Source organism: Mesorhizobium sp. 113-3-3 (assembly GCF_016756495.1).
Taxonomy (GTDB): Bacteria; Pseudomonadota; Alphaproteobacteria; order Rhizobiales; family Rhizobiaceae; genus Mesorhizobium.
The window spans coordinates 6,978,007-7,000,693 of sequence record NZ_AP023243.1 but is presented as its reverse complement, the minus strand read 5'-3'; the positions used below and the strand labels follow the sequence as shown (position 1 = coordinate 7,000,693).

General features: G+C 63.5%; 16 protein-coding genes. 7 read left to right on the top strand and 9 right to left on the bottom strand.

Features of this window, described 5'->3' with window-relative positions; all coding sequences use genetic code 11:
• Positions 1–3,489, bottom strand: a complete 3,489-nt coding sequence (locus JG746_RS33685) for a PAS domain-containing hybrid sensor histidine kinase/response regulator (protein WP_202356241.1) — start codon at positions 3,487–3,489, stop codon at positions 1–3.
• Positions 3,490–3,749: 260 nt separating this feature from the next.
• Between JG746_RS33685 and mscL the strand changes: the two genes are divergently transcribed.
• Positions 3,750–4,172: a large conductance mechanosensitive channel protein MscL gene (gene mscL, locus JG746_RS33680; protein WP_202359554.1), complete on the top strand. Its 423-nt coding sequence runs from the start codon at positions 3,750–3,752 to the stop codon at positions 4,170–4,172.
• A 105-nt stretch (positions 4,173–4,277) separates the two neighbouring features.
• Positions 4,278–5,444: a pyridoxal phosphate-dependent aminotransferase gene (locus JG746_RS33675; protein ID WP_202356240.1), complete on the top strand. Its 1,167-nt coding sequence runs from the start codon at positions 4,278–4,280 to the stop codon at positions 5,442–5,444.
• Between the two features lie 256 nt (positions 5,445–5,700).
• Here JG746_RS33675 and hemA read toward each other — a convergent pair whose 3' ends face one another.
• A complete protein-coding gene (hemA, locus tag JG746_RS33670; protein WP_202356239.1) occupies positions 5,701–6,978 on the bottom strand; it encodes a 5-aminolevulinate synthase in 1,278 nt (425 codons plus the stop codon).
• Positions 6,979–7,258: 280 nt separating this feature from the next.
• On the opposite strand from hemA, the gene galE reads away from it, so the two are divergent.
• The 3 genes from galE to JG746_RS33655 all read left to right on the top strand — a co-directional run bounded on the left by galE (position 7,259) and on the right by JG746_RS33655 (position 11,796).
• Positions 7,259–8,254 (top strand): UDP-glucose 4-epimerase GalE, encoded by a 996-nt coding sequence (gene galE, locus JG746_RS33665; protein ID WP_202356238.1) that lies wholly within the window; start codon positions 7,259–7,261, stop codon positions 8,252–8,254.
• 102 nt (positions 8,255–8,356) lie between these two features.
• Complete coding sequence (locus JG746_RS33660; protein ID WP_202356237.1) at positions 8,357–9,607, top strand: D-amino acid dehydrogenase; 1,251 nt, start codon at positions 8,357–8,359, stop codon at positions 9,605–9,607.
• 362 nt (positions 9,608–9,969) lie between these two features.
• Positions 9,970–11,796: an alanine racemase gene (locus JG746_RS33655; RefSeq protein ID WP_202356236.1), complete on the top strand. Its 1,827-nt coding sequence runs from the start codon at positions 9,970–9,972 to the stop codon at positions 11,794–11,796.
• On the opposite strand, the gene JG746_RS33650 is transcribed toward JG746_RS33655, so the two are convergent.
• The 7 genes from JG746_RS33650 to JG746_RS33620 all read right to left on the bottom strand — a co-directional run bounded on the left by JG746_RS33650 (position 11,797) and on the right by JG746_RS33620 (position 18,926).
• Complete coding sequence (locus JG746_RS33650) at positions 11,797–13,173, bottom strand: FGGY-family carbohydrate kinase (RefSeq protein ID WP_202356235.1); 1,377 nt, start codon at positions 13,171–13,173, stop codon at positions 11,797–11,799.
• On the bottom strand, positions 13,170–13,487 hold the full coding sequence (rhaM, locus tag JG746_RS33645) for an L-rhamnose mutarotase (RefSeq protein WP_202356234.1): 318 nt from the start codon (positions 13,485–13,487) through the stop codon (positions 13,170–13,172). Before rhaM ends, JG746_RS33650 begins: the two co-directional genes overlap by 4 nt.
• Positions 13,487–14,482 (bottom strand): ABC transporter permease, encoded by a 996-nt coding sequence (locus JG746_RS33640; protein ID WP_202356233.1) that lies wholly within the window; start codon positions 14,480–14,482, stop codon positions 13,487–13,489. The genes rhaM and JG746_RS33640 overlap by 1 nt, the downstream gene beginning before the upstream one ends.
• Complete coding sequence (locus JG746_RS33635) at positions 14,479–15,456, bottom strand: ABC transporter permease (RefSeq protein ID WP_202356232.1); 978 nt, start codon at positions 15,454–15,456, stop codon at positions 14,479–14,481. Before JG746_RS33635 ends, JG746_RS33640 begins: the two co-directional genes overlap by 4 nt.
• Positions 15,453–16,994 (bottom strand): sugar ABC transporter ATP-binding protein, encoded by a 1,542-nt coding sequence (locus JG746_RS33630; RefSeq protein WP_202356231.1) that lies wholly within the window; start codon positions 16,992–16,994, stop codon positions 15,453–15,455. The genes JG746_RS33635 and JG746_RS33630 overlap by 4 nt, the downstream gene beginning before the upstream one ends.
• 84 nt (positions 16,995–17,078) lie before the next feature.
• Positions 17,079–18,074, bottom strand: a complete 996-nt coding sequence (rhaS, locus tag JG746_RS33625) for a rhamnose ABC transporter substrate-binding protein (protein ID WP_115144808.1) — start codon at positions 18,072–18,074, stop codon at positions 17,079–17,081.
• A 48-nt stretch (positions 18,075–18,122) separates the two neighbouring features.
• A complete protein-coding gene (locus tag JG746_RS33620) occupies positions 18,123–18,926 on the bottom strand; it encodes a DeoR/GlpR family DNA-binding transcription regulator (RefSeq protein ID WP_013897232.1) in 804 nt (267 codons plus the stop codon).
• Positions 18,927–19,110: 184 nt separating this feature from the next.
• Between JG746_RS33620 and JG746_RS33615 the strand changes: the two genes are divergently transcribed.
• Complete coding sequence (locus JG746_RS33615; protein WP_202356230.1) at positions 19,111–21,213, top strand: bifunctional rhamnulose-1-phosphate aldolase/short-chain dehydrogenase; 2,103 nt, start codon at positions 19,111–19,113, stop codon at positions 21,211–21,213.
• A 91-nt stretch (positions 21,214–21,304) separates the two neighbouring features.
• Positions 21,305–22,597: an L-rhamnose catabolism isomerase gene (gene rhaI, locus JG746_RS33610; RefSeq protein ID WP_202356229.1), complete on the top strand. Its 1,293-nt coding sequence runs from the start codon at positions 21,305–21,307 to the stop codon at positions 22,595–22,597.
• The last annotated feature ends 90 nt before the right edge of the window (positions 22,598–22,687 follow it).

Genomic DNA, 22,687 nt, shown 5'->3' with positions numbered 1-22,687 from the left:
TCACTCGGCGGCAGATGCCAGCAGCCTGACCCTGGCCATCATCGAGCGCAGCACCGCGGGTTTCAGCGGCTTGTTGATCACCGCAATCTCGAGCCCTCCTGCCGCCGCCCGCACTTCGTTGGAGCGGTCGGCGGTGACCAGCACCGCCGGCAGGTCGTCGCCATGGATGGCACGCAGCCGTGCGATGATGTCGAGACCGGTTTCGCCGTCGAGATGGTAGTCGGCAAGCACGATGTCCGGGCGGTGGGGTGCGGCCTTCTCCAGGTCCCGCGAGCCGGATACCGTGTCGACGTTGCATCCCCAGCCTTCGAGCAGGAGCCGCATGCCTTCGAGGATGCGAGCGTCATTGTCGATGCAGAGCACATGCAGCCCGGCCAGCGAAGCCGTGGTACGGGCGGGAGCCTTGGTTTCGACCTCGCGTCGCGGCTCCTGCACCGCCGCGACGGGCAGGATGACGGAAAAGCGCGTGCCCTTGCCCGGATTTGAGAAAATGCGAATTTCGAGCCTGAGCACCCGGGCGATGCGGTCGACGATGGAGAGGCCGAGGCCAAGGCCCTCTGCTTCGCGCGCGCCTTCATCCAGCCGCGTGAACTCGTGGAAGACCGTGTTCAGCTTCTCGCCGGCAATGCCGATGCCGGTATCGATCACCTGGATTTCCGCCAGTTCACCGCGACGCCGCACGCCGACCAGGATGCGGCCCCGGCGGGTATATTTGATCGCGTTGGAGACGAGGTTCTGGATCAGGCGGCGCAGCAGATTGCGGTCGGTCACCACCGTCAGCGACGATGGCATGATCGTCAGGCCGAGCCTTTTCTCCGCGGCCATGGGCCGGAAATCATTGCCGATCTGGCGCAGCAATCCGTCGAGGCTGAAGGCGGTGTCGTCCGGCTTCATCGCGCCGGCATCGAGGCGCGAGATGTCGAGCACGGCGCCCAAAATGGTCTCGACCGATTCCAGCGAGGATTCGATGTTGACCGCCGCTTTGCCGGCCGGACCCTTGCCGGCCTTCTCGATCAGCGACGAGCAATAGAGCCGGGCGGCGTTCAGCGGCTGCAGGATGTCGTGGCCGGCGGCTGCAAGGAAGCGCGTCTTGCCGAGATTGGCCTCCTCGGCAAGCATTTGCGCCTGCGCCAGTTCTTCGTTGACCCGGGTCAGCTCGATGGTGCGGGTTTTCACGCGCTGCTCCAGCGATTCATTGGCGCGCTTCAGCGCCAGATCCTGCTCGACGCGTCCGGAAATGTCGGCATAGGTGGCGACGATGCCGCCATCCGGCATCTCGTTGGAGCGCAATTCCAGGATGCGGCCGCTGGTCTTCAGCTCCATCTGCCAGGGGCTGACGAAACTGGTCAGCCGGTTGAGCATCGTCACCCGCTGGTCGGCGGGAATGTCGCCGCGCTCGGCGAGATGGCGCAGGATCTGGTCGAGCGAGACGCCGACCTGGCCCATCTCGTCGGGCAGGTCGAACAGCGTCCGGTACTGTCGGTTCCAGCAGATCAGCCGGAAATCGCGGTCGAAGACGGTGATGCCTTGCTCCATCTGGTCGAGCGCGATCTGCAGCAGGTCGCGGTTGTGCTGCAGCGCCTCGGTGGCGTCGTCGAGCAGACGGAAGGCATCGCGGGATTCGCGGTCGTGGCGCCGGAACAGCAGCGACAGGATCAGCCGCGCCGAGGAGGAGCCGACGGCGCTGGCCAGAAGCTGCTCGGAGAAGCGGATGACGTCCATGCTCGCCTGCTCCTTGCCGTGCAGCGAGGCGCCGTTGGTCTTCTCGAACGACTGGAAGGAGCGCTCGGTGCGCTCGACGCCGAGATAGCGCGAGATCGTGTCCTTGAGGTCGTTGACGGTGATGGCGGTACGGAAGCGGCGCAGGCTCGGCATCGGGCCGGCGTCGCGCGGCACGAAGATCGACGCCTGGATGCGCTCCAGCGGCACCGACGCGCGCGACAGCGAGCCAAGGACGAAGAACAGCGTGTTGATCGACAGGCTCCACAACACGCCGTGGTTCAGCGGTTCGGCCACCGTGCCGAACAGCGCTTGCGGCCGCAGCGCCTCGAAGCCGAACAGGCCGTGCACGACGATGTCGGTGTCGGGCGCGACAAGCGAGGGCAGGAGCAGCGTGTAACCCCAGACGAGGATGCCGGCGACCATGCCGAGTGCGGCACCCCTGCCATTGGCGCCGCGCCAGATCAGCCCGCCGATCAACGCCGGCGCGAACTGCGCGATGGCCGCGAAGGACATCAGGCCGATCGACGACAGCCGCGCTGAGTTGGTGCTCTCGCGATAGTAGAGAAAGGCGATGAACAACATGATGAAGATCGCACCGCGCCGCACATTGAGGATGAGCGTCGACCAGTCCTCGTTCTCGGAGGTCGAGGTCTTGAGCAGGCGGCGCACGAACAGCGGAATGACGAGGTCGTTGGAGATCATGATCGACAGCGCCACGCTTTCGACGATGACCATGGCCGTTGCCGCCGACAGCCCGCCGATGAAGGCGGCCATGGCGAGTACGTCGTGGCCGCTGAACAGGGGCAGCGACAGCACGTAGAGGTCGCTGCTGGTGCCGGTGCCGACCAGCGACAGGCCGGCGAAGGCGATCGGCAGCACGAACAGGTTGATCGCCACAAGGTAGAGCGGAAACACCCAGGTCGCGGTGCGCAGCTCAGCCTCGCCGCGATTCTCGACGATGGTGACGTAGAACTGCCGCGGCAGCATGATGATGGCAAAGCCGCTCAACCCCGTCAGCACCAGCCAGGTGGCGAGCGAGGTGTTGTAGCCCATCGCCTCGCGCACCTGTGCATTCTGCGCCAGCTTGGCGAACATGTCGCCCGGGCCGCCGAAGATCAGGAAGGTGACCATCAGGCCGATCGCCAGGAAGGCGGCGAGCTTGACCACGGTTTCGACCGCCACCGCCAGCACCAGCCCATCCTGGTGCTCGGTGGCGTCGGCATGGCGGGTGCCGAACAGCACCGCAAATAGGGCCAGCAGCATGGCGACGACCAGCGAAATGTCGCTGACGAACGGATCGAAGGAGGGTGGCGATCCCGTATAGTGCTCGACCATCAGGCTGACCGAACCGGAAATCGCCTTCAGCTGCAGCGCGATATAGGGCACCGCCCCGATGGTGGCGATCAGCGTGGCGATCGCCGCGACGGTAAAGCTTTTGCCGTAGCGCGCGCCGAGGAAGTCGGCGATCGAGGTGATCTTCTCGGTCTTGGCCAGCCGCACGATGCGGTTGAGCAGCGGAAAACCGAACACGAACACCAAAACCGGGCCGGTATAGATGCCGAGGAACTCCAGGCCGCGCTCTGAGGAGAGCCCGACCGAGCCGAAGAAGGTCCACGAGGTGCAGTAGATCGCCAGGCTGAGCGCATAGATGAACGGCCGTGCCCGGCCGGGCCCTGAGATGGCCGAGCGGCGGTCGCCCAGGCTGGCGATGGCGAACAGCAGCGTCACATAGGCGATCGCGATGATGACGATGAACAAGCCTTGCACGCCCGGAATTTCCTCCTTTGCCGTTTTTTGTCCGGCTTATGCGAACGCAATCACAGCTTGAGCCCTATGTCCATTGCGGCTTTGGCAGCATGAGCGGGCGCAAGATTCAGGAGGAAGTTCGTATTGCCGTGACGGAAGGAGAAAGCGGTTGCTTTCTCCTTTTTGCCCATGTTGCAACTTCAGGTTTTTGTTATGTTGTCGCCGGGTCGATGCCGCAAGGACGGAACGGCAGCGCGGCCGGTCATGACAAGGAGGGTCGAATGCTGAAAGAATTCCAGGAATTCATTTCCAAGGGCAATGTGATGGACTTGGCCGTCGGCGTCATCATCGGCGCGGCTTTCGGCAAGATCGTCGATTCCCTTGTCAACGACATCATCATGCCGATCATCGGCGCGATTTTGGGCGGCTTGGACTTCAACAACTACTTCTTTGGGCTGTCCTCTGCCGTCAACGCGACATCGCTTGCTGACGCCAAAAAGCAGGGCGCCGTTTTTGCGTATGGCAGCTTCATCACTGTCGTACTGAACTTCATTATCCTTGCCTTCATCATCTTTCTGATGGTCAAGGCGGTGAACAATCTACGCCGGCGGCTCGAGCGCGAAAAGCCGGCTGCCCCGGCCGCACCGCCGCCCGCCGATGTCGCGCTGCTCACCGAAATCCGCGATCTGCTTGCGAAACGATAGTTCAGCCAACCATTGCTGGACCAAAACCCCGGTCGTTCGCGGCTGGGGTTTTCTGTTTTCGTATCTGGTAAAGAGCGGCAACTCCAAGGGAAAACGGATCTGTCCATGAGCCTGATCGATAGCTTTCGCGCCGAAGCCCGCGCCGCGCCGGAAAGCGGCATTGTCGCCGTCGTCAACTACGGCCGCCTGCGTGAGGGCCTGATCCCGCTGTGGGCCGGCGAGGGGGATCTGCCGACTCCCGCCTTCATCACCGATGCCGCGTCGAAGGCGCTGGCCGGCGGCGAGACGTTCTACACCTGGCAAAGGGGCATCCCTGATCTCAGGCAGGCGCTGGCGCGCTATTACGCCAGGCACTTTGGCAAGACGTTCCCGGAGGAGCAGTTCATCGTCACCGGATCCGGCATGCATGCCATCCAGATGTCGCTTACCGCTCTCGCCGGCGCCGGCGACGAGGTGATCTATCTGTCGCCGGCCTGGCCGAATTTCGACGCCGCCGCCGCCCTGTCAGGCGCCGTTCCGGTACCGGTCACGCTCGATCATTCCGGAAATGGCTGGTCCTGCGACGTCGAGAAGATCGCCGCGGCGATCACGTCGCGCACCAGGGCGCTGTTCATCAACACGCCGTCGAACCCGACCGGCTGGACCGCCGATCACGAGACCTTGCAGGCGATCCTTGACCTGGCGCGCGCCAGGAACATCTGGATCATTGCCGACGAGATCTATTCGCTGTTCCACTATGGCCATGGCCGTGCGCCATCCTTCCTCGACATCGCGACGGAGGAAGACCGCATCCTGTTCGTCAACTCCTTTTCCAAGAACTGGGCGATGACCGGCTGGCGCGTCGGCTGGATCAAGACGCATCCGAGCCTCCAGCAGGTGTTCGAGAACCTGATCCAGTATTCGAATTCCGGCGTTGCCCAGTTTATGCAGCGCGGTGCTGTTGCCGCGCTCGATGAGGGCGATGGTTTCGTCGCCGAGCAGGTGGAGCGGGCGAGGAAAGCGCGCGACCTGGTCTGTGGCATTCTCGGCGCCACCGGCCGTGCGCGGTTTACCGTGCCGCAGGGCGCTTTCTACTTGTTCTTCACCGTCGACGGCATCACCGATTCCCGGACCGCGGCCTTCGACATCGTCGACAAGGCCAATGTCGGCCTGGCGCCGGGCACCGCCTTCGGCCCCGGCGGCGAAGCCTTCCTGCGGCTATGCTTCCACCGCCGCCTCGACCAGCTCGGGGAGGCCGCGCACCGGCTGGCGAAATGGATGAAGACTGTGTAGCCGAGCCGCCGCCGAAACCCGAATTGAAAATCGCTCCGACGAGTCAGCTGGCGTGGGTTTCGAGAACCGGCGCGCAGCGGACATTCAGGTCCGTGAGCACGCGCATGACGCCGAAGATCGGGTTCGATCTTTGAAAAGGGTCATGCGCCAAATGGAAATTGCTACAGCGTCCTTTGCGCGTCCGATGGACGCGCGGCGCTGTAGAAGCGCAGAAACCCGCGTCAGATGGCCGCCGGAGTAGAGTTTCAAACGGGCTTCAGCCGCCCGACTTGGGCACCAGGAGCGGAACGATCCGATCGCTCTTGGCCACGGCGGGCCGTCCTGTGGAGCCGTAGGGGATGCCGAGCGCATCCCAGGTCTCGACCAGCGCGTCCTGCAGTCCCGCGATCAGCGTGTCGGAATGGAATGGCGTCGGCGTGATGCGCAGGCGTTCGGTGCCTCGCGGCACGGTCGGGTAGTTGATCGGCTGGATGTAGATGCCGTGCACGCCGAGCAGGCGGTCGCTGGCCATCTTGCAGAGTTCGGGATCGCCGACCAGCACCGGCACGATATGGGTCGGAGACTCCATCACCGGCAGGCCGGCCGCAGACAGGATCTGCTTGGTCCGCGCTGCCTGCTGCTGCTGGGCGTCACGCTCGGCCTGAGAGTTCTTGAGATGGCGGATCGAGGTGGTGGCCGCGGCCGCGATCGCCGGCGGCAGCGCCGTGGTGAAGATGAAGCCCGGCGCATAGGAGCGCACCGCGTCGATCACCGCACTGGTGCCGGTGATATAGCCGCCCAGCGTGCCGAATGCCTTGGCCAGCGTGCCTTCGATGATGTCGATGCGGTCGGCCAGGCCCTCGCGCTCGGTGATGCCGCCGCCGCGCGGCCCGTACATGCCCACAGCATGGACCTCGTCGATATAGGTCATGGCATTGTAGCGCTCGGCGAGCTCGACGATCTCCCGGATCGGTGCGATGTCGCCATCCATCGAATAGACGCTTTCGAACACGATCAGCTTGGCGCGTTCGCGGCCCGCCGCCTGAAGCAGGCTTTCCAGATGCGCGACGTCATTGTGCCGGAAGATCTTCTTCTCGGCGCCGGAGCGGCGCACGCCTTCGATCATCGAGGCGTGGTTCAGTTCGTCCGAGATGATCAGGCAATTGGGCAAGAGCCGGGCGATGGTCGAGATCGAGGCTTCGTTGGAGACGAAGCCGGAGGTGAAGACCAGGGCCGCGTCCTTGCCGTGCAGGTCGGCAAGCTCATGCTCGAGTTCCACCAGGGGGTTGGAGGTGCCGGAAATGTTGCGGGTGCCGCCGGCGCCCGACCCCATCTTGCCGGCCGCGTCCTGGAACGCGGCGATGACGTCGGGGTGCTGGCCCATGCCGAGATAGTCGTTGGAGCACCAGACGGTGATTTCCTCGGCGCGGCCGTTGGAACGCCATATGGCGCGCGGAAACTTGCCCGCGATGCGCTCGAGGTCGGCGAAGACACGATAGCGACGCTCCGCATGGAGCTGGTCGATCGCTTCTTCGAAGAACCGCTGGTAGTTCATGTCGGCTTCCCAATTTTGCGCGGGATCATAGTCATTGGCCTATTGGTCGTCCACCGGGCCGTTTTGGTCAAAATGCCACGCCCCGCACCTGTTCCTAACGATGGCGGATCGTGGCCTATTCCCATTCCACGACACGCTCTGTGGATCGCTTTTGTTTCAGCATGATGCCACATTTGGTGAACGCCGGTTACCGAGGGTTCTAATGGCCATGCGGCAGGCTTTCCAGTAGAGCGGGGTTTGAGACAGTTTCCGATAAATCTTGGATAATGCGAGGACGCGGATGACGGTTTTGGTGACAGGTGGTGCCGGCTATATAGGCAGCCACATGGTCTGGGAATTGCTGGACGCGGGCGAAAGCGTGGTCGTTCTCGACCGGCTTTCCACCGGCTTCGAATGGGCGGTGGCGCCGGAGGCAAAGCTGGTTGTCGGCGATGTCGCCGACAAGGAATTGGTCGGTTCGATCATCAGGGACAATAAGGTCGACGCGATCATCCATTTTGCCGGTTCCATCGTGGTTCCGGAATCGGTCGCCGACCCGCTCGCCTATTACGAAAACAACACCTCGAAGACGCGCACGCTGATCGAAACCGCGGTGCGTGAGGGCGTGCCGCATTTCATCTTCTCCTCGACTGCCGCCGTCTATGGCGGCGCCGGGCTGGAGCCGGTGCGCGAGGATGCCCGCCTGGCGCCGGAATCGCCGTACGGTCTGTCCAAGCTGATGAGCGAGTGGATGTTGCGTGATGCCGGCCTTGCGCACGATATCCGCTACACCGCATTGCGCTATTTCAACGTTGCCGGCGCCGACCCCAGGGGCCGCACCGGCCAGTCGACGCCGGGCGCCACGCATCTCATCAAGGTTGCCTGCGAGACCGCGCTCGGCAAGCGTCCGTTCATGCAGGTGTTCGGCACCGACTACCCGACGCCGGACGGCACCTGCATGCGCGACTATATCCATGTCAGCGACCTCGCGGCGGCGCATCGGCTGGCCTTGGAGCGGTTGCGCGCCGGGGGCGGGAGCCTTGTCGCCAATTGCGGCTACAGCCATGGCTATTCGGTGCTCGAGGTCATTGACAGCGTTCGGCGTGCCTTTGGCCGCGATTTCGAGGTGAAGATGGGCGACCGCCGCGCCGGTGACGCCGCCGCTGTTGTCGCCAATTCGGACCTTGCCCGGGCTGAACTCGGCTGGACCCCGCAACGCGACGACCTCGACCAGATCGTTGCCGATGCGCTCGCCTGGGAGCGTATCCTGACCAGCAAGAACTCCGCGCGCGGCTGAAGCCAAGCCCCCAAGGGCTCGCAAGGCGCGTGGTGACGCGCTATGGAAGCAGTCGCGACACGGCGTGGAGGCGCCTCGCCGCGAAGAGCTTAGGGGGATGGCATGAAGATAATTGTGCTCGGCGCCGGCGTTGTCGGTACGGCCGCCGCCTATTACTTGGCGGCCGACGGTCACGAGGTCACCGTGATCGAGCGGCATCCAGCGCCGGCGCGCGGCACCAGCCAGTCCAATGCCGGGCTGGTCTCGCCGGGCGATGCCACGGCCTGGGCCTCGCCGGCAGCTCTGAAGACATTTTTGCGCGCGCTCTGGAACCATGACCTCGGCATCAAGGTCAGGCTGCGCTTCGATCCCTATTTCCTTGCCTGGAGCCTGCGTTTCCTGCGTCAATGCACGGTGGCTCGGCTGCGCGCCAACAGTGAGGTCAAGCTGCGGCTGGCGCTCTATTCGCGCGACTGCATCAATGCCATCTCGGCCGACACCGGCATCCATTATGACGAGCGCAAGAAAGGCATCCTCTACTTCTTCCGCTCGCAGCACAGCCTCGACACCGGCACCGACAATTACCGTTACCTCGCCGAGCATGGCCTGCCGATCGAGATCGTCGGCCGCGACCGGCTGGTCGAGCTTGAGCCGGGCCTTGCCGGCGTGAAGGAAAAGATCGCCGGCGGCGTCTATTCGCCGATCGACCAGACCGGCGATTCCAGAATGTTCGTCGACAATCTCGCCGCCTATGCCAGCGAAAAGCTTGGCGTCAAATTCCTGTTCGATACCACCGTCGAAGGCCTCGATATCGACGGCGACCGCGTGCGCGCGGTGATGACCTCGGCCGGTCCGATTGCAGGCGACGCCGTGGTCATTTCGATGGGGCCGGAAAGCGGCCTGCTCGGCCGCCGTTACGGCATCGACCTGCCGGTCTATCCGGTGAAGGGCTATACCGCGACCATTCCGCTGGAAGACGAGAGCAAGGGCCCAACCATGGGCGGCGCCGACGAGGACCAGCTGATGGCCTATTCCAGGCTCGGCAACCGGCTGCGGCTGGCCTCCACCGCCGAATTCACCGGCTTCGACCGAACCCACAAGCCCAGCGACTTCGCCACCATGTTCCGGACCGCCAGGGATCTTTTCCCTGGCGCGTTCGACGAGAAGAAAGCCGTGCTCTGGGCGGGGCTCAGGCCGATGATGCCGAACTCCGTGCCGGTCATCGGCCAGGCGCGCTACAAAAACCTCTATCTCGACACCGGCCATGGCCATGTCGGCTGGACGATGGCCTGCGGCTCCGGAAAATTCCTGGCCGACATCGTTGCCGGGCGAAAGCCTGAAATCGATCCGCAAGGGTTGATCTACGTGAACTGAGGAGCACTAGTCGTCGTGTTGGCACCGAGTCCATTCGCCCTGCATCCATTCGGCAAGCCACCCCCGCTCAAGCTGCCCAATCTGTGCCAAGTTATCCTGCCTGGCGGTCAGATGGCGGAGACCGACGACTTCGAAATCCCCGCAGTCTGCGGGGTGATCATGTTCACCGCACGTCAGTTGCCACTCACCATCGGAATGATGAATGACCAGTGTCACTGGTCTCTCCGATCGAAAGACATGGCCACATACAATTGCTCTGGTTTCCAACATTGAGACCGTCACTGCGCTACGTTTGACAAGCATTGGGCGACGATCTGGAAGATGCATCTGGCAGACAGATTCTACAAACGCTGAGTGAAAAAATGTCGGGACCGCAAGTCGCCATCGACCTTGGCCGCATCGAGCGCAACGCCCGAACCATCGTCGACCGCTGCGCATCGTCTGGCATCAAGGTGTTCGGCGTCACCAAGGGCATGTGCGGCATGCCGCAAGTGGCGCGCGCCATGCTGCGTGGCGGCGTCGCCGGCATCGCCGAATCGCGTTTCGAAAACATCCGCCGGCTGCGCGACAGCGGCATCAATGCGCCGATCATGCTGCTGCGCAGCCCGCCCATGGCGCGCGTCGAGGAGGTTGTGCGCACCGTCGACATCAGCCTGCAGTCGGAACTCGCCACAATCCGCGAGATCTCGCGCATCGCCGAGCGCATGGGCCGCGTCCACGACATCATGCTGATGATCGATCTCGGCGATCTCCGCGAAGGCATCTGGCCGAGCGACCTGATCCCCACCGTCGAGCGAATCCTTGAGTTCAAGGGCGTGCGAATCGCCGGCATAGGCACCAATCTCGGCTGTTTCGGCGCCATCATGCCGACGCCGGAGAATCTCGGCCAGCTCGTCGCCCATGCCTACAAGACCGAGCGTCTGTCGGGCAAAAGCCTCGATTGGATCTCGGGCGGTGCCTCGTCATCGCTCACGCTGCTGCTCGAAGGCAAGCTGCCGGCCGGCATCAACAATCTCAGGGTCGGCGAGGCGATCCTGCAGGGCGGCGTCGAGACCTTCCGCGATGTGCCATGGGCCGAACTCGAACCCGATGCCTGCCGCCTGACCAGCGACATCATCGAGGTCAAGCTGAAGCCGTCACGGCCGATCGGCGAGTCCGGCTACGACGCCTTCGGCAACCAGCCGGTTTTTCCCGACGAGGGCGACAGGCTGCGCGCCATCGCCAATATCGGCCGCGAGGATGTGCTGGTCGAGGGGCTGACGCCGATCGCCAAGGGGATTCGCGTGCTCGGCGCCTCCAGCGATCATCTGCTGCTCGACGTGCAGGATGCCGACCCGCGGCCCGCCGTCGGCGACCGCGTCGCCTTCCGCATGAGCTACGGCGCCATGCTCCTGGCGATGACGTCGGAATATGTCGAGAAGGCGCCGATGCACGACGTCGCCGACTTTTCCGGCCGCAAGATGGTGTCGATCTCGGCCGAGCAGGAAGCCGCCGGCATCCTCGCCCGCGAGGGAACCGGCGCGCGGCTGGAGGCGATGAATTTCGACGTCGTGGAACTCGCCGATGTCGAGCGGCCGCCTTCAGGGTTGATCCGACTCGCCGCTGGCGCCGATCGCCGCATCGCCCACAAGGCGCTGACGGCGACCGCGCGCGCGACGCACTCCTTCGGCCTGATCTGGATCGATTCCATCGCCGCGCTGATGCCCGAGGACGAGGAGGGCATCGACCTGCCGGAGGGTTCGGTTCTGGCGCGTGCGCTCGGTCTCGACCACAAGGCCGGCGCGCTGCAGCCGCAGCTGTCGCCGGAAAATGTCGTCATCGTCGGCCTGCGACATGCCGATCCGGCCGAAGCGCGGGTGCTGAAGGATTCGCGCGTATCGGCCTTCACCATGACCGATATCGACGCCATGGGCATGCGCGACCTGATGCATGAGGCGATTCGCATCGCCACATCGGGCACACAAGGCTTTCATGTCAGCTATTCCCTGACGGCCACCGAATTCGCCGGCTGGGCGGCCGGCTCCGGCGGGCTGACCGTGCGCGAGACGCATCAGGCGATGGAGGCGATCGCACTCTCCGGCGGCCTGCTGTCGATGGATGTCTCGGGCCTGACCGCTGATCTGGAGCCCAGGATTGGCGCCGACACCGTGAACTTCGTCATGTCGGCCTTCGGCAAGCGGATCCTCTGATCAGCCCCGTGCTTCGACCGCCGCGCGCCAGGCGCTGGCATAGCCGGCCCAGGCCGGGTCGGTCGGCGGTTCTATTCTTTCCCCCTTGCCATGCGTCGCGACCTGATCGGACGCCAGCAGTGCCGCGCCGATGCTGGTTCCGGTGGCGGCCTCGGAGGCGATGACGGTGCGGCCTGTGCCTGCCGCCAGCATGCCGACGAAGAGCCGGTTGCGGGCAAAAGGTCCTTCGACCGTGGTCGGGCCATCGGCGCCGATCAGCTCGAGGCAGGTCGCCGTCATCAGCGCCAGATAGAACGAGATGGCGGCGAAGCGCCGGCCATTGTTGATGCCGTCGGCATCAAGCCAGGTCGCGGCCTGGTGTGGGAATGGACCTGATCCTTGCTGGGTCGAAGGCAGCAGCAGCGTCTTTTGCGCCAGCACGGCGCCAATATCGTCTTCGGTCCAGTTCTCCGGCTGCCCTTCGGTCAGCAGCGAGAATTCGCGACCACCCATGAAACGAGCCGAAGGGACGGAGGCGCCGAGCGCGTTGACGTTGACCAACGTATCACGCGCCGGATCGAGGTCGACCGTCCTGCCGCCCACCGCCATCGACACCACCCAGGTCCCGGTCGAGACGACCGAGAAAGGTGGCGCGTCGGACAGGAGATGCGGCAGCAGCGAAGCGTTGGAATCGTGCAGGCCGCAGAACACAGGGGTTTGCGCATCGAGCCCGGTTCGCGCGGCAAGCGCCGGCAGAATAGGGCCGAGGCTATCCCCGGCCGGCCGCACCGGTGCCATCAGGCGGCGCCAACCCATCCGATCGACCAGTGACGAAAAGTCAGCGGTCCACGGGTTCCACAGATCGGTGTGGCAACCAAGCGAGGTTACCTCGTTGGCCGCGATGCCGGTCAGGCGCAGCGCCCAGTATTGCGGGTACATCAGCAGCGTGGCGGCCTTGGCGAATTCCGTCGGGAAGGTTTTCTGCTGCCAGAAGAACTGTGCGCCGAGATTGAGACCGAGCGGCAGGCGCGGCGTGCCGGTCTCGGAAAAGGGCGGGCGAACCGTCTCATACTCCGCCGCCAGCCTGTCGGGACCATCGAACTCATAGTCGAGCACAGGCAGCACAAGGTCGCCCGCGGCATCGACCAGCGCGCCGGTTGCGCCATGGGTGGTGATCGAAATGGCGTCGATGCGCTGTTCGCGGTTGAGGCCGGCCAGGCTGTCGAGGATGAATGTCCACAGCGCCTCGACATCGTGATGCGGGTAGGGCGCCTGCCGCAGCGGCGCATTGGCCATCCTGCGCAGCGCCACCTCGCTCAAGGTCGCGAGGTCGACCAGCGCCACCTTGGCGTTGGTCTTGCCGATGTCGATGACGGCGATGTGGCGCAGAGCACTCATGCCATGTGGAACACAGTTTCCAAGGGCACGGCCACCGGCTCGTTGTCCGGCTTCGTCTCCATGATGTCGGCCATGTGTGCCCACCAGCGCTGCATCACCGGATGTCCGGGCAATTCACCCATGCCGTGATCGTCGCGCCGCCACAGCACGCCGAACAGGATGTCGGTCTCTTCATCGAGATGGATCGAGTAATCGGACACGCCGGCCTGTTTCAAGAGCGTAACCAGCGACGGCCAGATCTCGTCGTGACGTTTCCTGTACTCGGCCTTCATGCCGGGCTTGAGCTTCATCTTGAACGCGTACTTTTCCGGCATCAGTGCCCCCCGCGCAGCCGCCGCCAGACGATCGGCAGGGCGATGACGATGATCAGCAGCAGGCCGATGAAGATCGACATGACAATGCCGGGCACGTTGAGCAGGCCGAGCCCGAACGTCACCAGCCCCATGATGAAGGCGGCGAGCACGACGCCGAGAATGCTGCCGGCGCCGCCGAGGATGCTGACGCCGCCGAGCACCACCATGGTGATGACTTCCAGCTCATAACCCTGCGCGATCGACGGCCTTGTCGAGCCGAGCCGCGAAGTGATCAGCACCGAGGCGATGCCCGACATCAGCCCGGTCAGGCAGAACAGGATGAATTTGATACGCCCGACGCGCACGCCGGAAAACTGTGCCGCGACCGGATTGTTGCCGATGGCGAAGACACGGCGGCCGAAACTCGTGCGGTGCAGCAGGAACCAGTAGACAACGGCCGCGATGAGGAAGAGCACGAGCTCGAACGACACCACCCACCAGACATAGCCCTGGCCGAAGAAGGCGAAGCTCGAGGGATAACCCTTATAGGCCTGGTCGCCGAGGATGATGAAGGCGATGCCGCGAAACAGGCTCATCGTGCCGATGGTGACGACGATCGACGGCAGCCCAAGCCTGGTCACCAAGAGCCCGTTGAAGGCGCCGCAGCCAAGCCCGACGAAGATGCCGATCGCCACCAGCACCGGTGTGCCGGCGCCTGCCTGCACGGCCATGCCCATCATGGTCGAGGCGAGAGCGATGATAGCCGCAACCGACAGGTCGATCTCGCCCGAAATGATCAGCAACGCCATGGCAAAGGCGATCAGACCCTTCTCGGTGAAATTGAAGGTCAGGTCCGACAGCGAATAAGGGTCGAGGAAATAAGGCGAGGCGAAGCTGTTGATGGCGAAGATGGCGACAGCCACCACGACCAGCAGCGCCTCCCAGGAAAAGATCGCCGAGCGGAACGGCTTGTCGAGCCGATCGGGGATGTGGCGCGGGGCAGGGATGTCGCTCATGCCGCCTCCATCTTTCTCAGGATGATGCGCCCCTGCTGGCGTTCGCCGCGCGCGTTGAGCACGACGGCCAGGATGATGGCGCTGCCCGAAATCGCCATCTGCCAGAACGGTGAGATGTTGATGACCGGCAACGCGTTGGAGATGATGCCGAGAAACAGCGCGCCGAGCACCGCGCCGCCGACCGAGCCGATACCGCCTGCGATCGAGATGCCGCCGATGACGCAGGCGGCGATGATGTTGAGCTCATAGCCACTGGCGACCTCGACCGAGGCGATCACATAGCGCGAGATCCAGAGGTAGCCGGCAAGGCCGCCGATCATGCCGGAGATGCAGAAGACGATGAATTTCGTGCGGCCGACATCGATGCCGGTATAGACCGATGCTGTCGGGTTGACACCGATGGCATAGATAGAGCGGCCGAGTGCCGTCCGCGTCATCAGCACGAAGAACAGCGCGATGACCAGAATGGCGATCCACGACAGCACCGGAATGCCGAGGAAGGCGGCGCGCTGGAAGCCGATGAACTCAGGGCTCATCTTGTCGGCATTCACCCAGGCGCCGCCGGACAGGACGAAGGTGGCGCCGCGATAGATGGTGAGCGTACCCAATGTGACGACGATCGAAGGGATGTTCAGCCGCCACACGAGCAGGCCATTGATGGCACCGAGCACCAGCCCGACGGCGAGTGCGATGACGATCAGCAGCGGAATCGGGATCGCCGGGTGTGCTGCGTTCAGCATCGCCACCACCATGCCGGTGAAGCACAGGTTCGAGGCCATCGACAGGTCGATCGATCGCGTCAGGATCACCACCATCTGGCCGAGCGCCAGGATCATCAGGATCGAGGTGTCGTTGAACACCTGGCGCAGATTGCCGGGATCGGCGAAGGCGGGAAAACGCGTCGAGATCAGGCCGATCAAAACGACGATCGCCGCGGCCAGCCAGATCTCGCGGTATTTCAGGAAAGCCCTCATGCCGCGATCCCCGCTGCCGTCCGGACCAGCGTCTCGGCGTCCAGCCCCTTATTGTCGTAGACCGCAGCGACCAGGCCTTCGCGCATGACTACGACACGGTCGGACATGCCGAGAATCTCCGGCAGTTCCGACGACACCATGATCACCGACAGGCCCTGCGCCACCAGTTCGGCCATGAAGCCGTGCACAGCGGCCTTGGAACCAATGTCGATGCCCTTGGTCGGCTCGTCCAGGATGATCACCTTGGGCGCGGTCGCCAGCCATTTGGCGATGACGATCTTCTGCTGGTTGCCGCCCGACAGCGTGCCGACATCCTGGCTGAGCGAAGAGGCCCTGAGGTCGAGCCGTTCGGTGTAGGATCGGGCGAGCGAAAACTCTTCCGCCAGCCGCAGCAGACCGGACTTGGAGGTGCGGTTGAGCGACGGCAGCGAGACGTTCTGGAAGATCGGCAGGCCGATCACCACGCCTTGCTTGCCGCGTTCCTCGGGCACGTAGACGATGCCGGCCTCGATTGAGTCCGCCGCCGACTTCGGCGCGATCGCCTTGCCGTCCAGCGTGATCGTCCCGCCCGATGTGCGGGTAATGCCTGATATCGCCTGCATCACCTCGCTGCGGCCGGCGCCGACGAGGCCGTAGAAGCCGAGGATTTCGCCCTTGTGCAGTTCGAAGCCGATATCCCTGAATTCGGTCGGATGCGACAGGCCGGCAACGGAGAGCACCGGCGCGCCGATCTCGGCCTTGCGCTGCGGGAAGATGTGGTCGACCGAACGGCCGACCATCATGCGCACGATCTGGCTCTGGCCGGCATCCTTGATCAGGCCTTCGCCGACCATCTCGCCGTCGCGGAACACGGTGTAGCGGTCGGCGATGCGGTAGATCTCGTCGAACTTGTGGCTGATAAACAGGATCGCTTTGCCTTCCTCCTTGAGGAATTCGATGAGCAAAAACAGCTCCTCGATCTCTTTCATCGACAGCGCGGCGGTCGGTTCGTCCATGATGACGATCTGGGCGTCGATCGACATGGCGCGGGCCACGGCGACCAGATGCTTGTTGGCGATGCCGAGATCCTTCAGTCGCGCATCGGCGTCGATGTGGCCGGCATGCATGGTGTCGAGCACTTCGCGTGCATTCTTGCGCATCGTGCGCCAGTCGATGGTGCCGAAACGCGTGCGCGGCGCGTGGCCGAGAAAGATGTTTTCGGCGACGCTGAGATCGTCGAACAGCACGGTTTCCTGGTGGATGGCGGTGACGCCGTGGCCGAAGGCGGCATGCGCGCTGGGCAGCGTGACCGCCTGGCCGTCGATGCTGATCGTGCCGGAATCCGGTTGGTAGATACCGGTCATGATCTTGACCAGCGTCGACTTGCCGGCACCGTTCTCGCCGATCAGTGCCGTCACTTGGCCGGGATAGAGCGACAGGCTGACATTGTGCAGCGCGCGCACACCGGGAAAGCTTTTCGAGATGCCGGACAGCGTCAGGCGTGGCGTGGAGGCCGCTGGCCTCTCCTTCACCGTGCCGTGCTGGGCTGTCGTGTCCATATCAGTATCAAGCCCTGAAACAAGGTCCGTTTAAAGTCGCGGCGGGACGTGAGCCCCGCCGCGACAGCTTGAGCGGGTCTCAGATCAATAGATCTTGGAGAATTTCTCGATGTTGGTCTTGTCGAACTGGAAGGGCGGAGCCATCGCAGCCGAGTTCGAGTCGTCGAGCGTGACCTTGCCGACGCGGCCGATCGACAGCGTCGCACCGGGCTTGGCCTCTTCCTTCTTCACCGCCAGGTCGTGGGCGAGGTAGACGGCGGAGTAGCCGAGGTCGATCGGGTTCCAAAGAGCCACGGCCTGTGAAGCACCGTTGTCGATGAACTTCTTGAACTCGGAAGGCAGCGCAAGGCCCGTGACATTGACCTTGCCGATCAGGTTCTCGTCGGTGACCACCTGGGCCGCGGCAACGACGCCGACGGTGGTCGGCGCGATGATCGCCTTGAGGTTCGGGTAGGACTTCAGCAGGCCCTTGGCTTCGTCGGTGCTCTTGGCCGAATCGTCATCGCCATAGACGGTGGCGACCAGCTTGATCTTGGGGAACTTCTCCGGCAGCACCTTCTTGGCCGCGTCGATCCAGGCGTTCTGGTTGGTCGCGGTCGAGGAGGCCGACAGGATGGCGACATCGCCGCCTTCCGGCAGATAGTCGGCGGCAAGCTTGATGATGGTCTCGCCGATCAGGCCGGTGTCGGACGGGTTGAGATGAAGCTGGCGGCCTTCCTTGGCGACGCCGGAATCCCAGGAGATCACGGTGATGCCGCGCTCCATGGCCTTCTTCAGCACCGGCACCAGTGCGTCGGCGTCATTGGCCGAAATGGCGATGGCGTTGACCTTTTGCGCGATCAGCGAATTGACCACTTCGATCTGCGCTTCGGCGGTCGCCTTGGTCGGGCCGGTGTAGATGATGTCGACATCGCCGAGTTCCTTGGCCGCCTCTTCGGCGCCCTTGTTGGCGGCGTCGAAGAAGCCGTTGCCGAGCGACTTCACCACCAGTGCGATCTTGACGTTCTCGGCATAGGCGGCATTCACGAACATGGCGGCCGAGAACGCGGCCGTCACCATCAATTTCTTCAGAAAACTCATCGTATATCCTCCCTTGAGCGTTGCATTTCCATCGCCGCTGCGGGCGTCTCAGGCCTGCAGCGAAGATTCTTCCTTCGCCGATTTGCGGGCGACGATCAGCGTCACGCCCGCGGTCTCCAACATCTTGGCTTCGCGATCCTCGATGCCGTCATCGGTGATGACGGTGGCGATGCGCGACAGGCCGCACAGGATCAGGCTGGAGCGTTTGCGGAATTTCGAGGAATCGACCAGCACCACCAGCTCGTCGGCCTGGTCGATCAGTTTCTGCTCCGCCTGGATCAACAGCGGGTCGCCTTCCATCAGGCCAAGCGGTCCCAGTCCCTGCGCGCCCATGAACATCCGGCGCGCGTAGAAATTGCGAGTCACGTCATTGTCGAAGGGCGACAGGATGATGTTCTGCTCGCGATAGATGGTGCCGCCCGACAGCATCACCGTGTTCTTGGAGTGCTTGAGCAGATGCTCGGCGATGGGGAATGAATTGGTGAAGATCGGCATGCGGCGACCGGTCAGGAAATGCACCATCTGGAAGGTGGTGGTGCCGCCATTGATGATGATCGGCTCGCCATCTCCACAGAGCTCGACCGCTTCGCGGGCGATCGCCCGCTTTTGCGAAGCGTTGATCGTTTCGTTGACGGAAAACGGCCGGCCGGCCAGGCCGATGAACTGCGGCGGCGAGATTGCCTCGGCGCCGCCGCGCACCCGGCGCAGGCGCTTCTGGACATGGAGAGCCGCGATATCGCGCCGGATCGTCGCCTCGGACGACTCCGTCAGGTCGACCATCTCCTGCACCGTCACCACAGGCTTTTCCTGGACGGCGGACAGAATGATCCTGTGGCGCTCTTTTTCGTGCATGGTTCCTCCCTGCCTGGCCATCTAGGCACTCAAAACAAGCAGTGTCAATCATTTCCGATCATGTAATTTCATTGTGCAGTGCAATATGATTGATCTTGATCGTTTGTGATTGACAATCAGCCTGCGTGCGTAGACATTCCTGGCAAAACGGACCGCGGTTTTTTGCGTCCCAGGGAGGATACCTATGCTCGACAAGCGCTCCGGCTCGCGCCTTGCCAATCTGTGGGATGATGCGAAAGCCAAGGGGATGAGCGATCCCGAGCTTCTGGTCTATCGCTCGAACACGCTGGGTTCCGACAAGCGCGTCACCAACTATGGCGGTGGCAACACCTCCTCCAAGATTTGGCAGAAGGACCCGCTCAGCGGCGAGACCGTCGAAGTGCTGTGGGTCAAGGGCTCCGGCGGCGACAGCGCCTCCATCAAGCTCGACGGCTTCGCCACGCTCTACATGGACAAGTTGCGGGCGCTGAAGGGCCTTTATCGCGGCGTCGAGCATGAGGACGAGATGGTGGGATATCTGCCCCACTGCACGTTCAATCTCAACCCGCGCGCGGCCTCGATCGACACGCCGCTTCACGCCTATGTGCCCAGGCCTTTTGTCGACCACATGCATCCCGATGCCATCATCGCGATTGCCGCCGCGAAGGATTCCAAAGCGCTGACCAACGAGATCTTCGGCGACGCCATTGGCTGGCTGCCGTGGAAGCGGCCGGGCTTCGAGCTTGGCCTGTGGCTGGAGAAATTCTGCACGGAAAATCCCGCCGCCAAGGGTGTCATTCTGGAAAGCCACGGCCTGTTCACCTGGGGCGACACGCCCAAGGAGTGCTACGAGACGACGATCTCGGTGATCAACCAGGCGATCGAGTGGTTCGAGCGCCGCTCCGAGGGCCTCGCCATTTTCGGCGGCGAAGTGGTCAAGTCGCTCGATGTCAAGCAACGACGTGCCATCGCTGCGAAACTGATGCCGAAAATCCGCGGCCTGATCTCGGAAAAGAGCCACAAGCTCGGCCATTTCGACGACTCCGCCGCCGTGCTCGAATTCGTCAACTCTAGGGATCTGCGTCCGCTGGCGGCACTCGGCACCTCATGCCCCGACCATTTCCTGCGCACCAAGATCCGGCCGCTGGTCATCGAGTTCGATCCGGCAAAGCCTGATGTCGATGCGGTCATCGCGCGCCTCGCCGACGACATCGCCGAATACCGCGTCGGCTACCAGGCCTATTACGACAGCTGCAAGCATCCGGACTCGCCGGCCATCCGCGACCCCAACGCCGTGGTCTATCTGATGCCCGGCGTCGGCATGTTCACCTTCGCCGGCGACAAGGCGACGGCGCGCATCTCGGGCGAATTCTATGTCAACGCCATCAACGTAATGCGCGGCGCCTCGACCGTCTCGTCCTATGTCGGCCTGCCGGCGCAGGAAGCTTTCGACATCGAATACTGGCTGCTCGAGGATCTGAAGCTGCAGCGCATGCCGAAGCCGAAGTCGCTCGCCGGCCAGATCGCGTTGGTCACCGGTGGCGCCGGTGGCATTGGCCGGGCGACCGCCAACCGCCTGCTGCGCGAAGGCGCCTGCGTCGTGCTGGCCGACATCGATGAAACAGCGCTCGCCAGCGCCAATGAGGAACTGGCCAAGGCCTATGGCAAGGATTTCGTCCGCCCTGTGGTCATCAACGTCACCTCGGAGGATCAGGTCGTTGCCGGTTTTGCCGAGACGGCGGTCGAGTTCGGCGGCATCGACATTCTGGTGTCGAATGCCGGTCTCGCCTCCTCGGCGCCGATCGAGGAGACGACACTGGCGCTGTGGAACAAGAACATGGACATATTGTCGACCGGCTACTTCCTGGTCTCGCGGGAAGCCTTTCGGCTGTTCAGGGTGCAGAAGATCGGCGGCAATGTCGTCTTTGTCGCTTCCAAGAACGGCCTTGCCGCTTCGCCCAACGCCGCCGCCTACTGCACCGCAAAGGCCGCGGAGATCCATCTCGCCCGCTGTCTGGCGCTGGAAGGCGCGGAAGCCCAGATCAGGGTCAATGTCGTCAATCCGGACGCGGTGCTGCGCGGCTCAAAAATCTGGACTGGCGAGTGGAAGGAACAGCGCGCCGCCGCCTACAAGATGTCGACCGACGATCTGGAGGAGCATTACCGCTCGCGCTCGATGCTGAAGCGCTCGGTCTTTCCGGAAGACATCGCCGAAGCGATCTATTTCTTCGCTTCCGACATGTCGGCCAAATCGACCGGCAACATCATCAACGTCGACGCCGGCAACGCACAGAGCTTTACGCGATAGACGCTTCGCCCTTCTCCCCGTCACTATACGGGGAGAAGGGCCGGCAGGCGGTGAGGGGCAGCGGCCCGAACATATTGGGAGGAATAGCAGTTTGTCCGAAACCATCATCTCCGCCGACGTCGTCGCCAGCCACAACGCCGCCCGCAAGCCCGACCTCGAGCGCGACTATGCCTCGCTTGGCGAACGCCTGGACCGTCGCGGCATCGCCATCGACGCCATCCGCGGCAAGGTCGAGAAATTCGCCGTTGCCATCCCCTCCTGGGGCGTCGGCACCGGCGGCACGCGCTTTGCCCGCTTTCCCGGCGCCGGCGAACCGCGCGACATCTTCGACAAGATCGAGGATTGCGCCGTCATCAGCCAGTTGACGCAGGCGACGCCGACCGTCTCGCTGCACATTCCATGGGACAAGGCGGATCCGAACCGGCTGAAGCAGGCGGCCTCGCGCTTCGGCCTCGGCTTCGATGCGATGAATTCCAACACCTTCTCCGACGCCAGGGACCAGAAACTCTCCTACAAATTCGGCTCGCTGTCGCATGCCGATGCCGGCACACGTCGTCAGGCGGTCGAGCACAATCTCGAATGCATCGAGATCGGCAAGACGCTCGGCTCCAAGGCGCTGACGGTGTGGATCGGCGACGGCTCGAACTTTCCCGGCCAGGTCAATTTCGCCAAGGCGTTCGAGCGCTATCTCGACGCCATGAAGGAGGTCTATGCCGGGCTGCCCGCCGACTGGAAGCTGTTCACCGAACACAAGATGTACGAGCCGGCCTTCTATTCCACGGTCGTGCAGGATTGGGGCACCAACTACCTCATATCAAAGGAATTGGGCGACAAGGCGTTCTGTCTCGTCGACCTCGGCCACCACGCGCCCAACGTCAACATCGAGATGATCGTCTCGCGGTTGATCCAGTTCAAGAAGCTCGGCGGCTTCCACTTCAACGATTCGAAATATGGCGACGACGATCTCGACGCCGGTTCGATCGATCCTTACCGGCTGTTCCTGGTCTTCAACGAACTCGTCGATGCCGAACTGTCCGGCGCCGAGGGGTTCGATCCCGCCCACATGCTCGACCAGAGCCACAACGTCACCGATCCGATCGAAAGCCTGATGCTGTCGGCGGTCGAGGTGCAGCGCGCTTATGCACAGGCGCTGCTGGTCGACCGCAAGGCGCTGGAAGGTTTCCAGGAGGCCAACGACGCGCTGATGGCGACGCAGACGCTCAAAAGCGCCTACCGCACCGATGTCGAGCCGATCCTGGCCATGGCACGGCTGAACACCGGCGGCGCCATCGATCCGGTCGCCGCCTACCGGGCGGCAGGCTACCGCGCCAAGGTCGCGGCCGAGCGCCCGGCTGTCGCCGGCGGATCGGGCGGAATTGTCTGACACGCCTGACATCTGAATTGATGCGTCTGGCCCACCGTTGATGGTGGACTCGGCCACTGCAACGGGTTCTTCTAGGCATCCGCGCCAGGA